The organism is Solidesulfovibrio aerotolerans (assembly GCF_009856865.1).
GTDB classification, from domain to species: Bacteria; Desulfobacterota; Desulfovibrionia; order Desulfovibrionales; family Desulfovibrionaceae; genus Solidesulfovibrio; species Solidesulfovibrio aerotolerans.
In genome coordinates, this window is sequence record NZ_WVUD01000062.1 from 1 (window position 1) to 14,190 (window position 14,190).

Below are 14,190 nucleotides of genomic sequence, written 5' to 3' on the forward strand. Positions count from 1 at the left end.
TCAGCATCTCCTCTCGCTGCCCCTCCCGTCTCCGATGATCGAAGACATCTAAGGGGGCTGCCGAGGGGGTCAACTTTGGACGCTGATTTCATCCAAAGAGGGGTCAATATTCCATGCTGATCAACAAACATGAGCCATGAAATCCGCACGCCGCTTTCCGGCATCATCGGCCTGACCCAGATGTCGCTCAGCCAGTCACCGCGTCAGGATCTGCGGGAGCACCTTGAGATGATCCTCGATTCCTCCCGGTCGCTGCTCGGCATCGTCAATGACATCCTGGATTTTTCCAAGATCGAGGCCGGCAGGATGGAGTTTTTGCCGGTAGATTTCGATCTGCGCGACACGCTCGACCGGACCATGAAGCCCTTCAAGTTCTCGGCCCGTCAAAAGGGGCTGACTCTGACCGTGCGCCTGGATCCCCAAGTGCCGGCTATGGTCCACGGCGATCCCGACCGCATCATGCAGGTGGTGCGAAATCTCGTTGGCAATGCGCTCAAATTCACCGAACAGGGCGAGGTGGAAGTGGCGGTGTCCCTGACCCGGCCGGGTGATCCGATGCTGGTGGCCTACAGCGTGCGCGACACCGGCATCGGCATTCCCGAGAATCGGCAGCACGAGCTTTTCCAGATTTTTTCACAACTCGAATCCACCAGCACCAAGCGGTTTGGCGGCACGGGCCTGGGGCTGGCCATCAGCCGGTTGCTGGTGGAGATGATGGGCGGGTGCATCGATGTGGAAAGCGTACCCGGCAAGGGCAGCACCTTTTCATTCACCGTGTCCCTGCGGCCGGCCATCGAATCCTCGTGGGAGGCCCAGCGCCCCGATAGCGCGCCAGAGGCCGGTAGTTTTGCCGGACTGCGGGTGCTGCTGGCCGAAGACAATGGGGTCAACCGGCTCTTTCTCGAGCATTTCCTGTCTGAAGCCGGCTGCCAGGTGCGTCTGGCCGGGTCCGGAACCCAAGTGCTGGAGCAGTTGTGCCAGGAACCAGCCGATTTCGTGCTCATGGACATCCAGATGCCGGAGATGGATGGGGTCGAGGCTACCCGGCGCATCCGCGACGGCGAGGCCGGCGAGGCGGCCCGGGGCATGCCGGTGGTGGCGCTCACCGCCTACAACATGAAGGGCGACCGTGAGCGATTCCTGGCGGCCGGGCTCGATGGTTACGTGTCCAAGCCTGTGGAAATAGATGAATTATTTGTGGTCATGCGCCGGGTGCTGCAAGGATCGAGCTGCGACAGCGACGAGCCAGGAAGCAGTCATGAGACGACGCCATCGCGGCCGACCTCGGAGGTGAACTCCAGTCTTTTGAAGGGTGTCTAACTGATCTTCTCTTCAAAACACGTGTCGCCGCTAAGAGTTTTGGAGCCGAGAGTCGTATCGAATTTGATGTTCTGTTCCTGATGACGCCCGGCAAGTGGTCCACCGTGACCACAAGAGTCTTGTTGCTGGCACCCGGGTATTTCTCGCAATCCGCCAAGATCAAAACCGTGAGCGGCGTCGATGCCATTGCCAATGATTGGAGCCTGGTCGGGCCTGCCGCCTATCGCCGGGGGAACTGGTCCGTCGATGGCCGAGTCGATCAGGTGAAGTTGGAGTAGCCATCCTTTTTTTCGGTTTGAAGATCGGAGTTCCGTCATCGAACTTGAGAGTAAAGCGCTTTCGTCTGGTGGCATTTGGAGAGGGGCGCGGGCGCTCTTTCAGGTCAGGCTCCTGGCCTGACCCTGGCGTGGCCATGCTGTCATAGGTCGAGCAATCATTCTGCTTGGCCCGGCTACGGGTAGGTGGCACCCCTATCGGCACCGAGGACCAGGTGGAGGGCTCGGTGTGTCTTATCGGTGTCCAGACGTGGGCTCAAAACCTGCCAGGGAGGAGTCAGACCCAGTCCCAGGGCGAAGATGTCATTGGTGCGCATGTCGATCCTCCGAGGAGGCCGCTACCCCCAACCTGAGCAGGGGTCAAATTCCATTTGAAACGTCGAAGAACTGATCAGAGTCACTGTGGCCATTTTCCGGAAGGATGAAGCTTCCTTATCGGAAATAAACTGCCGAGGATTTCAATTGAAATCTCGCCCAGGTTTTCATTTTTTTTCTCGGGGTGCTCTCTTATCCATTTCCGAAAAGCGTCTCGCAGCCTATGGTAGGTTACTCCGTCTGGGACTTGTTCATTATGGCTTGCCATAAGCAATACATACGCATTCCAGTAGCCCATGACGTATGCCAATTGGACCTCTTCGAACCATCTTAAAAATTCGTTAGCCGTCGGCGCTTTCGCAAACGCTGTTTGAAAAATGGCAAGACATGTGATTAATGCAGCTGCGGCTATCAGGTTTTTCATAGAAATACCTCGTTGGCAAAAATTTGTGCACTCTGAATAACAAATCATATCGCTTATGGCCGTCAACGTAATATCTCGATTGCGGCCCAGCCAAGCAAAAAGCACCCGTCTGTTCTTAAATTCCTTGGCCTGGCTCACCGCCGCCACAATGGCCGTGGCGGCAAAAGGACCTATGTCTGGAACCTGCAACAACCTCATGCACTCCGCGGACTGCCTGCAGATGGCGGCGAGTTTGGCGTCATAGACAGCGACTGGAGTTGCCCCCGCTAACTGGTTTTGGAGTATGTCCCTTGTGGCCGGCCTGATGCCGGCTCAGGCTGAAACCCTCGAAAAAACCGCCCCCAAATCAGATCGAAACGTCGTGCGAAGAGTTTGGATCTGTCCACCTTACTGCGGCACCATGTCCCGTAGCAGCGGCACCCGTCGCACGCCGTAAGCCACCATGAAACAGGTTGGCACCGCCAGCGCGGACAAGAGTACCGCTTTGGGCAGAGCTCCAAGCGACACCGGCTCAAGCAATTGGGCTAGGGCGACCAGGACCGGCGGGTGAAAGACGTAGACCGCGAAAGCACTCGCAGACAGCTGTGCCACGAAACCGCCCTGGCGGTTCCAGCGCTCGCGGCACAACGCGACCAGTCCCACCGTCAGGCACACACTGTTGATCGACTGCCACATGGATGGGATAAGGCTCTGCCAATGAGGACCTCCCTGGTAGTCGGTTGTCATCTCACCCAGCCCCAGCAGGAGCCACCACCCAATCCAGGCCAGCTGGCCAACGAACACCGCCAGCAGACACCGTCGCCCCAGCCGTGCGTCGAGGGTGCGCAGCCAATCGTTGGCCTGGGCGAGGATGCCGAAAATGAACAGGATGCTGTACTGGGCGAAATTGCCGAGCTGCAGGTTGCTTACGGTCTTCCCGATTGGATAGGCGAGCCGGAGGGCGAAGGTGCCCGCCGTACTGCAAACGATCAGCCAGACCAGCAGTTTCGCGGTGAGGGGCCGGGGCCCGCCGGTCGTCGGTGCGGCCTGCCGTAGCGCGTGCCAGCCGGCATACATGAGGCAAAAGACCAGCAAGGCCAGGGCGAACCACATGGGGCCGGTCCCGGCCAGGATGCCGGCTGTGGACAGGAAATGCCCATATATGGCCGTGAAGTCGCCAAGGGAATGAAACTCCCGGGCATTGGCCAGATAGACAGTCAACGGGTCGAGGAGGATCATGTAAAAAAGCGTTGGCACTCCCAGGCGCAAGAGGCGTCCTCGGACAAAGGCCGCACTCCCCTTGCGCTCCAGGGTGTTGGCCGCGAAATATCCGGCCAGGGCGAATAGAGTGCCCATGAAAAATGACTGGTTAAAGCTTACAAACAGGAAGAACAAGAAATTCGTGACAGGTCCAGGCGTGAGAGGCGCTTTGTAATACCACGCCCCAATATCGCAATAGCTGATGGCCGCATGGTGGCAGACGACGAGGATGATCATCACCAGTCGGATGTTGTCCACAAAGAACATTCTGTCCCGTGGCATATATCCTCCCGTCCTCCTGGAATCCCCGAAGGAGGGGGTGCGATTTGATCTGTCTTCTCAAAAGAACATAACACAATCTCATCCACATCCGCCCAAGTTTGTCAAGGACCTCGGCGGCTGGGGCCTACACGAAGTCCACCTCTATTGTAAAACCGCAGTGCCAGTCTCAAGGTTCTGCGGCATCGGAGCTGAGCACAAAGATTCTCTCTGCGTCTTTCTCTTGGAAATACAAGCGCAAGCCATCCCGCGTCGTGCAGACGAGCGGGGTCTTGCCCGAAAAAGACACCACCTGCCCGGCGGCCACCTGGGTCAACGATAGCCGACTCCCAGGCCGTATGCCCAAGGTGGCGAGCGTGTCTGCGGCATGGGCACCGGCTAAAATCCGGCGGACAGTGAAATCCTCGCCAACGCCGATGGAACAAAACTGCGCCGAGCCGCTCGGCGTATCCCCAAAGATTTTGGCGGCGAGACCTTCGTTGATTTGGACCCGGTCTTTATCGTCCAGCACGGCCTTATACAACATGGGCGGGAGCCGGCGCACGAACGTGATGCGATCGTTTTCCCGCACGCCCAGCATGGCAAGTGTTTCTTCGATAGCATGGTGGCCGGTCAGACCTTCCACATGCCCACAGTCACCCGGCGCGCATTCGAGAAGCGGCAAGCGCCGGTCGTCATCGAGATGGATGACCACCCTTGCGGCCAGCCAGCCGCTTAATGTGACTTCACCCGCCGGGCCGATGATCCTGGCCGGCCCGATGGCCACACTGTCGTCAAGGCGTGTCATAAACACCCCCTCATAGAGTCCCAGCCGGGCCATGCGGGCGGCAAACCCCTGGCCCGCAATGCGGGACACGACAAGTGAAACGCCGACAGGTGCGTCGGTAAGCGTGGTTAACATACTTCCTCCCGGCACCGCGTGTTGGCGGCCACAACCGCATTTCGCCCCAACGGGCGCGAAGCGGCCATGGCTGCATAGCCAAGGATGCCTATGGTCGTGGCGTTGTGCAGAAGCGCCGCGAGCACCGGCGACATGCCGCCGGTCGCCAACAACATAATCAAGGAGTTGCACCCGATGGTGGCTCCAAAGGTCTGGCGGATGATGGTGTTCGTCCTGGCGGCCGCTTCCCTGGCCACCACAAGCGTATGCAGATCCTCGTGCAGCAGCAGCACCTGGGCGGCTTCACGCGCCAGATCGGCCCCTCTGGGCATGCACACACCCACATGGGCGGTCACCAGGGCCGGCGCGTCGTTGACACCTTCGCCGACAAAGGCCGGTATGCGTCCTTCCTTCTTGAGGCGCTCCACGATGGCTGCCTTGTCCTCGGGTTTGAGCTCGTAGTGCAGATCGTCAATCTGCGGCAACGTTCGGGCCAGGGCCAGGGCCGTATCCTTATGGTCGCCGGTGAGAACCACAATCTTGGAGATTCCTGAGGCCTTTAAAGCGTCAAGCACGGCCCCGGCCTCGGGCCGGGGATCGTCGCGCAGGGCAATGATACCGGCGAGCTTGCCCTCCATGGCGACATAGAGGAGCGATTTCCCCTGGCTGCGCAAAACGGCGGCCTTCTCTTCCATATCGGAACATGAAATCCCTTCGTCTTCGGCAACAAAGTGGTGGCTTCCGACCAGCACGTGTTTGCCGTCTATGGACGCGGAAACGCCGTGCGCCACAATGAAATCAACCCGGCTTATGGGCGGCAAGGCGATCGCGCGCCGTTTGGCTTCCCGCACAACAGCCCGGGCCACCGGATGGTCGTAATGTTCCTCTGCTCCGGCAGCCAGGGCCAGGAGTTCGGTCTCGGCCAAGCCCTGGTCCGGAAGGATGTCGGTAACGGCGATCAGACCAGTGGTCAGCGTGCCGGTTTTGTCAAACACAATGGTGTCCACGTCCTGCAGCGCGTCCAGGGCGGCGGCACCCTTGAGCAGCACGCCGGCCTGCCCGGCAGCGTACATGCCGGAGCGAACGGCCACGGGGCTGGCCAGTTTGACGGCGCAGGAAAAATCCACGGTCAAAACCGAGGTGGCCCGGTTGACATCCTTTGTGGCCAGCAGCATCAGGCCGCCCAGCCCCAGGGTGATGGGGACCAGTTTGTTGGCCAGGGCGGCGCTTTTGGTCTGGGTTTTGGACTTGCCGCGCAGGGACTGGTCGATAAAGCGGCCGATCCGGGCCATGGAGGTTTCCGAGCCCACACGTTCCACGGCAATGGTCAGGCGTCCTTCCTCGATCACGGAACCGGAGATGACCGCTTCGCCGGGGCGGATGTGGACCGGCACGGATTCCCCGGAAATGGAGCTTTGATTGACCGAAGCCTCACCCTCGGCCACCACGCCGTCGATGGGGATCAGTTCGCCCGCGCCGCACACGACCCTGTCGCCCGGGACGACCTGCTCCACTGGCGTTTGGACTTCCACGCCGTCACGCACCACCCAGACCTTTTCCACCTGGGGCCGCAGCAGGCCTTTGAGCAGTTGCGTGGAGCGCTGCTCGCTTTGGCCTTCCAAATACTGTCCCAGGGCCAGCAGCGTGGTAATGGAGCCGGCCGTGAAATACTTGCCCCGGGCCAGGGCCATGACAATGGCCGTGGCATCCAGGGTCTCCACTTTGAGGCCGCCGGAAAAAAGGGCTTCGATGCCCTTGACGATGACCCCCATGGACATGGTCCAGCCCAGAAAAGCCTTGGCCGGCCAGGGCAGGGCCTGGGCACACACGGTGATCAGAGCCTTGATGCCCACGTCGGAGCCGGTGACCGGGGCCTCGGATTCGGGGCTGTGCTGAAAAGCCTCGTTGGGAATCCCTTTAAGGCTTTGGAGAAGTTTCTCCCAGGTTTCCAAGCGTCCGTCATGGACCACGACCAGACAGCCGCCCCGGACGTTGATTCGGGCCTCTGAGACTCCCGGCAGGGCCTCCAGCAGGGCCTGGAAATAGACCCCATCAAACAGAGGGTCGCCAAAGATTGCGGATTTGAGCCGTACGCGGCGGGAAAGGGCGTGGGCCACCCGAAAGTGGCCCACGCGCGTCCCGGGCGTCGGCAACGCCTGGGTTTGCGTCATGCGGAGTGTCCTCTCATGCGCGCATTTTGTTGATACAGCGTCAGGTGCCAGTAAGAGAAACCCACCAGGGCCACGCCGGAACACAGGTGCAGCGTCCGCGCCCCCTGCGTCCAGGTGCCCTGCATGCGCGACAGCAGCCCCGTGGCCACGAGCGCCCCCAGAGCAACGGTCATGCCAAGCTTCGCTTGCTGGCGTTGCTGCGCGATATCGATGTTACTTTTTGTCTGCATCGGCTTTCATGCTCATCTCAGCCTTGATGTCGTTGATTTGCTCCTTGACTTCCTCCACGCCGCCCTGGACCGAGGTCCAAAGGGTGACCACGCCCTTGACCATGGCCCGCTGCACCTTGGGGTTGGTCAGGACGTAGGAAACGGCTGCGCCCAGGAGCAGGCCCTTGACATAGCCCGGGTCCGTAAACGCGAACCAACCCTGGGTCCACGAGGTCTGGGGCGGGGTGTAATAGCCATACTGGGAAGCGTAGGAGCCCGAAGGGTCGGTCTGGTACTGGCCGGTTCCGGGAGCATAGGGGTACTGGGGATAGTGCGGATATTGGGACATGCTATTTTCCCGGCTAGGCCTTTTTAGTGGTGACTTTGACCGGAGCCGTGTCCGCCGTCTTGGCGTCGCAGGCGGCGTTGACCAGTCCGTCGTAGAGGTACTTCGTGCCCACGCCGACCACGGCCATGGTGGCCAGGGCCAAGGGGCCATTGCGGAAAACCACCCCGCCGGCGGCCGTGCCCACGGCCGTAGCCAGACCCGTGCCCAGCGCTTCCTTGATCACGTCGCCAGCGACTTCACTGCGCGTCATGGCCCCGGAGTTTACTTTGCGCATGTCGCGGGCGGCGGTCACCACCCCGCCGAGCATGGCCCCGACAAGGCCCATGGTGGCGATAGCGCCCACCGGAAGGTTGGTCAGCCGCTGCTGGGTGGGGTACTGCTGCTTGTACTGGGAGAGGTACATAGGGATTCCTTCTGATTGGATTGGCGGTTAGGCGGTCGGCTCGGTCTTGCTGCCACCGAAAATGGCCGAGAAGCTGTCACCCAGCGCGGATTTGACGGAACTGTTCGTCAGGATGAAAGACGTAAACGCCCCGACGAGGGCACCTTTCCAAAAGTGGGTGCCGCTGGCCGTGAGAAACGAGGCGATTTTGACCGGATCGGCCTTGCCCTGCATGATCTCGCTGCACATATCGAGCATCTGGCCGTAGCGGTTATGCAGGAACTGGGGATCTTCGTTGGCCATGCCGGCCATACCGGCCATGGCCGCAAAAGCCGGCGCTCCGAAACCGGCCTGACCGGCGAAACCGGGGAAGCCCGCGAATCCGGCCGGGCCACCGGAAGCGCCGGACTTGCCGCCGCATCCGCCATGTTCGGACTGCGGCGCTTCGAAGGGACCGCCGGGCTGGGGGCCGTACTGCATGCCCGGCTGCGGACCTTGGGGCATCCCGGGCTGGGGAGCGCCAAAGGGCATGCCGGGCTGCGGACCGTAGGCCATGCCGGGCTGAGGACCGTACTGCATACCCGGCTGCGGACCCTGGGGCATCCCGGGCTGGGGAGCGCCAAAGGGCATTCCGGGCTGCGGGCCGTAGGCCATGCCGGGCTGGGGACCGAACAGCAAGCCCGGTTGGGGACCATACGGCATCCCGGCTTGGGGAGCGCCAAAGGGCATACCGGGCTGCGGGCCGTAGGCCATGCCGGGGTCGGCTTCGTGTTTGCCGCAACCACAAGCGTGGCCGGATTTTTCACTGGAGGATTCGCCTTCAGGCTTTGCCTTGGGGCCTCCCTTGGATTTGCCGTTGTCCTGGGAAGCCGCGTGCTCCTGAGAACCGGCCTGGGCCTGGGGTGCGCCATAGCCCTGCGGTCCGGCATAGCCCTGCGGTCCGGTATAGCCCTGCGGCCCGCCGTAACCTTGGGGAGCAGCATAGCCCTGCGGGCCGGCATAGCCTTGAGGCCCGACGTAACCCTGCGGTCCAACATAACCCTGCGGGCCAACGTAACCCTGTGGTGCGCCATAGCCCTTGGGTCCGGCAAAGCCTTGCGGTCCGACATAGCCCTGCGGTTCGCCGTAACCTTGGGGGGCCGCATAGCCCTGCGGGGCGGCCTGGGCTTGGCCTGCGACGGCGGCTTCTGCGCAACTGCCGGGAGCACTGCCAGCCTGGATGTATGCTTGACGCTGGAGGTCGCCCTGTGCGGCGGCTCCAGACTCTGCGGGCGCGTAACCGGATGGCCCGGCCGCAGGCATCCCCGCGAAGCCCGTTTGCGGGCCTGCCGCTGACGAACCCATGGCGTTTCCTTCCTGTTTCGTCGCGTTTTCCATTCCGTGTTCTCCTCTAGACTTACGGTGTCACGCCAAAAACTTTGGCGAGGGTTTCGGCCAGAGCCATGGCGTGTTCGTCATCGGCGCCGACCAAAAATTTTTCCAGGTTGTCCGGGTCAATGCGTTTGGGATCGTATTCGACCACGAGGGAGCGGGCCATCGGGTTGAGCCGCGTGGCCAGGATGCCGGAACCGTTGGCGCTCCATTGGCCAAATTCCCTGGCCGCCGGGTGCTCGCGCAGCTGCGGGTCCAGTCGCAACCGCAATCGTCCCGGCACATGGTGGGCCACAGCAACCAGGTTTCGCATCTCCAAAAGTTCCCGCATGTTCATGCTGTCATGCCTTTTCCTGTTCAGGTTGCGGGCAGACCGGCAACGCTTGCGCGCAGTCGTCGGACACTGCCGGCCCGGCCAAGGGCAGCAGCAGGCGCGAGGAGTTGGCCAGTACGCCCAAGGTGTGGACGATATGCAGCAACCCGGAGGCAACCGGTGACAAAAGGCCCAGGGCTCCGACCAAGGCACCGCCGAGATTCGTTGACGTCGCAATCCAGAAATTCTGGCGGGCCACCAGGAGCGTGCGGCGGCTGAGCTCGCGGACATAGAGGATGTCGGCCAAATCGTCCCGCACCAGGGCGATGTCTGCCGCTTCAATGGCCACATCGGCTCCGGCGGCGCTCATGGCGATGCCGATGTCTGCCTCGGCCAGGGCCAACGCATCATTGATGCCGTCGCCAACCATGATCACCTTGTGCCCGCCTTGCCGTAGCTGCGCGACAATTTCACCCTTCTGGGCAGGCAGTATCGAGTGGTGGCAGGATGTTATGCCCAACTGCCGGCAGAGATCGACTGCCGTTTGCTCGGCATCACCGGTTATAAGTGTTATATTTGATACGCCTGATTGTTTGAGCGTGCGTACCGTATCTCCAGCGTCGGGCCGTGCTTCATTGGCAAAGGCGAATGCCGCCAATATGTCCGTGTTTTTTGCGAGGAAAATAACCGTCAGCCCGCGCTCTCTAAGAGAAGAGACTTCTTTATCTCTGGCCGATGATTCGATGCCTGATTCGGCAAGATATCTCCTGTTCCCCAAACGGATAACATCGTCCCCGATAACGGCGCGCACGCCCTTGCCCAGCGTGAAGTCACAGACAACGTGGGATATGGGGTCAATGTCGCGGGCCAACGCTTCGTTGCGAATGGCCATGGCCAACGGATGATGGTTATGCACTTCAGCGGAATAGGCCCACTTGAGCAGCTCTTCCTCACTGCACGCGGAAAAATTATGGATACAGGCAATGCGCGGTTGGTTGCTCGTCAGTGTGCCCGTTTTGTCAAAGCAGACGGTATCGGCCTGGCCCACCTCTTCGAGATAGCGGCCTCCCTTGATAAGGATGCCGCGCTTGGCGGCTGCGGCAATGGCGGCGGAAATGGCGGTCTGGGCGGAAAGCACCGTGGCGCAGGGGCAGGCCATGACCATCATGACCGTAAACGCCCGCCACAGGCTGGCAGTGGTCAACAGGGTGAGCCCCGTGGCCACGATCCCCAGCCGCACCATGGAACGGGCCAGATTATCGGCCACAGACTCGATGGGGGCCTTGTTTTCCAGAGAGTCTTCGACCTGCCGCATGATGCGGGCCAGATAGGTCCGGTCGCCCACGCATTCGACCCGGACGTGGATGATGCCCTGGCGGACATACGCCCCGGCAAAGACCGTATCGCCCGAGGTCAGATGGGCTGGTTCGGCCCGTCCGGTGATGGGGGAATCGTCCACAAGGGCCTCGCCCGAGACGATGCGGCCATCCACGGAGATTTTTTCGCCGGTGTGCAGCACCACGATGTCGCGCGGCTTGACCGCCGACACCGGAACCTCCACCTCCACGTCGCCGGCCAGGATGAACGTGTTTTTGGCCGTCAGATCCAGGATCGCCGAAATGGACTGGCGCGAGCGCTCCGATACCCAGGCCTTGAGGGTTTCGGCACCGCTTTGGATCCACAGGATTTCCAGAGCGGTCAAAGCCTGGCCCGAGAGCGTGGCCACAGCGCAGCCGGCGGCCAGGAATCCTTCAAGGGTAAAGCGTTTTTCCCGGGCGTGGCGCAGGGACTCCCGGGCCACGGGAAACGCGGCGACGAGGGCAATAAGCCCCAGGGGGGAAAACGCCGCCTCGGAGAGCGCCGCCTTGAAAACCACCTTGCGCACAAACACAAAGGCCATGACCCCGGACAGGGCGAGAAACCGGGCCAGATTGCTGCCGACGCCGGACTTGCCCGGCGACGCGGGACGGCAGGTGCAGCCGCCTGTTTCCTTGGCCGGCGCGGGCAACGGCTGGGCGGAGTCGAGGGCTTCCCGAACGGCCTGGAACAAGCGCCCCGCGTCCGTCATTTCTGCCTGGTAGGCAATGATGACGGCGGCACAGGCCGCGTTTATCCGAACCCTGGTTACGCCGGGCATGGACTGGCAGAGAACTCCCAAACGAGGGGCCAGTGGCGCAGGGCTGAGGTGCAAACGAAGGCGGCCGGGGATGCTGTGCCGCACAGACACGGACTGACGGGAAGACTTTGCAGTGAGCATGTGGTGTTCCGTAGGAAACTATTTCCGACAAAAAGCATCCTGTTTTGAGATAACCCATTGATTGGGTAGGAGATGCCGTTCGTTTCGCAGCACGGGCAACGGCCTTCTACTGGAATTGATTTTAATAATCAATATCTAATTTTGGCAATTGGGCTGGCCCTCGGTGTCGCCGGGTCGCCGTCGCTGCAAAGGAGGGCGGCCCACACTCCAGGTGATGCTGGTGCGTAGGAAAAGGAGCGCGAGGGGGGACTGTCTGGCGTAGGACTCTACAAAGGGGGTGACGGAAGCGGGTGATGGCTCATTTGCCCGGTTGGGCACACGGTCCACCTGGGCCGAAGCGTCCAACGCCAGCCGGCCGTCAAGCAACAGGCCGTCCCTGGCCGCTGCAGGAAGGCTGTTTTAGGCAGGCCTCTGGCCGCATTGCTCCACCTTGCCTGGAGCAATGCGGCCAGAGGCCATGGGGCCGGTGGAAGGGTCGGGATCAGCGCTTGTGCATTGCCTGGGGGGCGTTGTCCGCGGCCTCTTCCCCGGTTCCGCCGCCCTGGCTGACATAAAAGACAAAATCTTCTTTGAGCTGCCGGACGAGCACCTCCCGTCGCTTGCCCACGACGTCCGCAGGCAGCCCTTCAAGCATGGCCCGATGGTAGTCCACCAGGGCCTGATACGTGTCGAGCAGTTCTTCGTGAAAGGTCGGCTTGTCGGGTGTGATCTCCCGGTTGGACACCAGCCGGTAGCCCATGGCTTCGGCCAAGTGTCGCAACGGCGCTGCGCCATTGCAGGCCTGCATGAGCGGCAGCAGCATCTCCACCCCGAGCTTGGCCCGTCTGTCTTCAGGATCGAGCTCCCGCATCAGCGTTGAATAGGGCTTGCCGATCTCAGCGGCAACAACCTTGATCGGTTTGGGACAGTTCTGGATCATTTCCAAAATCACGTTTCTGATGTCTGCCGACATTATAAAAGGCCTCTTAGATTATAACTGGGTTGCATCTAACTTGGTGTTGTCTGATAGCATGCACAAGCGGTGAATTGTCAAGGATGCCATGCGGATTGCCCGCCCCTTCGGGCGGCGGACCTGTGCTGGTCTGCCGGTCGCAACGCATGAAAGAATAGGAGGTCTCCCACAGCAGTACGTTTTACCACCACGCCGGGCACACCCTTGCAAGCATTTTCATGTCCCCTACGCACAAGGAGAATGTTGAGGATGGATACCATCAAAAAGGTCGGCTTGTTTCTGGGACCTGCCTTGTTCCTGCTCATCTGCCTGTTGCCCTTGCCTACGGGCATGTCACAGCCGGCCATGTACTGTGCGGCAGTGACAGCGCTTATGGCCACATGGTGGATAACAGAAGCCATTCCAATTCCTGCAACTTCGATGCTTCCTATCGTACTGTTTCCATTTTTGCAGATCATGACCAGCGCCAAAGCGACGCTGCCATACGCGAATCACATCATCTATTTGTTTATGGGGGGCTTTTTTATCGCGGTGTGCATGGAGCGCTGGAATCTGCACTACCGCATCGCCATGCAAACGATCAAGCTCGTGGGAACAAGTCCTTCGCGCATCGTGCTTGGCTTCATGGTGGCGGCGGCCTTTTTGTCCATGTGGGTATCCAATACAGCCACAACGGTCATGATGATGCCGATTGGTATGGCCATCATCAAGGCTTGCGCCGAGATTACCGGCGATAAGGATCTGCACAAAAACCCCTTCGCCATAAGCCTCATGCTGGGTCTCGCCTACGCCGCCTCCATCGGCGGCCTGGGTACCATCATCGGCACCCCGCCCAACACCATCATGGTGGCCCAGATCGACAAACTCTACGGCCAGAGCATCGGCTTTCTCGACTGGATGAAGGTGGGCGTCCCCCTGGCCGCCACCTTCCTCATCATCACCTGGCTGCTGCTGACCAAAGTGCTGTTCCGGGTTAAGGGCGACATCCTGCAGGGCCGGGGCGACTCACTCATTAAGACCGAACTGGCCAAGCTGGGCCTTATGAAGAAAGAGGAAAAGCTCATCGTGGCCGTGTTCGCGGTGGTGGCTTCCTTGTGGATTCTCATGGGTCTGGTCAAGTGGCCGATATTCAAGGGCGTTTCCGACGCCTCCGTGGCCATTGCCGGAGCGTTGCTGCTGTTTGTTATCCCCTCCGATCTCAAGAAGGGTGTTTTTCTGCTCGACTGGAAGACGGCGGTTAAGATTCCCTGGGATGTCATCCTGCTTTTCGGAGGCGGCCTGTGCCTGGCCGACGGCTTTCAGGAGACGGGGCTGACCAAGTACATTGGGTTCTTCGACGTTTCAAATGGAATTCATTGAGCAAGGAAGTCGGCGATTGGGGCTGCGATTAGGTAGATCATGGTGATGAAGTTCGTGACGTTTCGGTAGCCTCTGGCCCTGGCGCGAGCGGCCTG

General features: G+C 60.8%; 13 protein-coding genes and 2 pseudogenes. 3 read left to right on the top strand and 12 right to left on the bottom strand.

The window, feature by feature from the left end; all coding sequences use genetic code 11:
• Positions 1-129: 129 nt before the first annotated feature.
• Positions 130-1,320 (top strand): ATP-binding protein, encoded by a 1,191-nt coding sequence (locus GTA51_RS18895; protein WP_246198234.1) that lies wholly within the window; start codon positions 130-132, stop codon positions 1,318-1,320.
• A gap of 104 nt (positions 1,321-1,424) precedes the next feature.
• The gene (locus GTA51_RS18900; RefSeq protein WP_160963895.1) at positions 1,425-1,598 is read left to right on the top strand and encodes a hypothetical protein; all 174 of its coding nucleotides are present in this window, start codon (positions 1,425-1,427) and stop codon (positions 1,596-1,598) included.
• A 176-nt stretch (positions 1,599-1,774) separates the two neighbouring features.
• On the opposite strand, the pseudogene GTA51_RS21620 reads toward GTA51_RS18900, so the two are convergent.
• From GTA51_RS21620 to GTA51_RS18950, 12 genes and pseudogenes are all read right to left on the bottom strand, one after another.
• Positions 1,775-1,912 (bottom strand): annotated as a pseudogene (locus GTA51_RS21620) (ISL3 family transposase); the annotation flags it as partial.
• A gap of 80 nt (positions 1,913-1,992) precedes the next feature.
• Positions 1,993-2,532 carry a Rap1a family protein gene (locus tag GTA51_RS20690; RefSeq protein ID WP_170300351.1) on the bottom strand — a complete coding sequence of 180 codons (540 nt, stop codon included), beginning with the start codon at positions 2,530-2,532 and terminating at the stop codon, positions 1,993-1,995.
• 189 nt (positions 2,533-2,721) lie between these two features.
• Positions 2,722-3,840, bottom strand: a complete 1,119-nt coding sequence (locus tag GTA51_RS18905; RefSeq protein ID WP_160963897.1) for an acyltransferase family protein — start codon at positions 3,838-3,840, stop codon at positions 2,722-2,724.
• Between the two features lie 181 nt (positions 3,841-4,021).
• A complete protein-coding gene (locus GTA51_RS18910) occupies positions 4,022-4,753 on the bottom strand; it encodes a ferrous iron transport protein A (protein WP_160963899.1) in 732 nt (243 codons plus the stop codon).
• Positions 4,747-6,903, bottom strand: a complete 2,157-nt coding sequence (locus GTA51_RS18915; protein ID WP_160963901.1) for a heavy metal translocating P-type ATPase — start codon at positions 6,901-6,903, stop codon at positions 4,747-4,749. Before GTA51_RS18915 ends, GTA51_RS18910 begins: the two co-directional genes overlap by 7 nt.
• Positions 6,900-7,133: a hypothetical protein gene (locus GTA51_RS18920; RefSeq protein WP_160963903.1), complete on the bottom strand. Its 234-nt coding sequence runs from the start codon at positions 7,131-7,133 to the stop codon at positions 6,900-6,902. Before GTA51_RS18920 ends, GTA51_RS18915 begins: the two co-directional genes overlap by 4 nt.
• Positions 7,117-7,461 (bottom strand): YtxH domain-containing protein, encoded by a 345-nt coding sequence (locus tag GTA51_RS18925; protein ID WP_160963905.1) that lies wholly within the window; start codon positions 7,459-7,461, stop codon positions 7,117-7,119. The genes GTA51_RS18920 and GTA51_RS18925 overlap by 17 nt, the downstream gene beginning before the upstream one ends.
• Before the next feature lie 13 nt (positions 7,462-7,474).
• Positions 7,475-7,864: a magnetosome protein MamC family protein gene (locus tag GTA51_RS18930; protein WP_160963907.1), complete on the bottom strand. Its 390-nt coding sequence runs from the start codon at positions 7,862-7,864 to the stop codon at positions 7,475-7,477.
• Between the two features lie 27 nt (positions 7,865-7,891).
• Positions 7,892-9,220 (bottom strand): hypothetical protein, encoded by a 1,329-nt coding sequence (locus tag GTA51_RS21325; protein ID WP_160963909.1) that lies wholly within the window; start codon positions 9,218-9,220, stop codon positions 7,892-7,894.
• Positions 9,221-9,239: 19 nt separating this feature from the next.
• Positions 9,240-9,551, bottom strand: coding sequence for a cation transporter (locus tag GTA51_RS18940; protein WP_160963911.1), 312 nt, complete (start codon positions 9,549-9,551; stop codon positions 9,240-9,242).
• Positions 9,552-9,555: 4 nt separating this feature from the next.
• Positions 9,556-11,664 carry a heavy metal translocating P-type ATPase gene (locus GTA51_RS18945; RefSeq protein ID WP_246198235.1) on the bottom strand — a complete coding sequence of 703 codons (2,109 nt, stop codon included), beginning with the start codon at positions 11,662-11,664 and terminating at the stop codon, positions 9,556-9,558.
• A gap of 601 nt (positions 11,665-12,265) precedes the next feature.
• Positions 12,266-12,736 carry a phage regulatory CII family protein gene (locus GTA51_RS18950; RefSeq protein ID WP_160963915.1) on the bottom strand — a complete coding sequence of 157 codons (471 nt, stop codon included), beginning with the start codon at positions 12,734-12,736 and terminating at the stop codon, positions 12,266-12,268.
• Positions 12,737-12,976: 240 nt separating this feature from the next.
• On the opposite strand from GTA51_RS18950, the pseudogene GTA51_RS18955 reads away from it, so the two are divergent.
• A pseudogene (locus GTA51_RS18955) lies at positions 12,977-14,062 on the top strand (SLC13 family permease); the annotation flags it as partial.
• Between the last annotated feature and the right edge of the window lie 128 nt (positions 14,063-14,190).